Here is a 280-nt window from a genome sequence, read left to right on the forward strand (position 1 = left end):
GGGCGCGCACCCGATGCTGATCCTCGCCTCCGTCGTCCCGGCGCTCGGCACGTACTACGCCGACGCGCTGTCGGTGAAGGACGACGCCGCGATCGACAAGGCGACGGCCGTCCTGCTGGGCGCCGTCCCGACGCTCGCCGCGTACTCGTACCGCAAGTCGATCGGTGAGTCGTTCATCGCGCCCGACGCCTCGCTCGGGTACGTCGAGAACTTCCTGCACATGATGTTCGGCGGCGACGTCGACCAGGCCACCGCCGATGCGCTCGACATGCTCTTCACG

1 protein-coding gene is annotated in these 280 nt (G+C 68.9%); it reads left to right on the top strand.

Annotation, left to right across the window (positions count from 1 at the left end):
- Positions 1–280, top strand: a 280-nt coding sequence (locus tag B2284_RS07815; protein ID WP_286697351.1) for a citrate/2-methylcitrate synthase, incomplete at both ends; no start/stop codon positions are given.

Origin of the sequence: Dermacoccus sp. UBA1591, from assembly GCF_002322065.1 — a bacterium.
GTDB classification, from domain to species: Bacteria; Actinomycetota; Actinomycetes; order Actinomycetales; family Dermatophilaceae; genus Dermacoccus; species Dermacoccus nishinomiyaensis.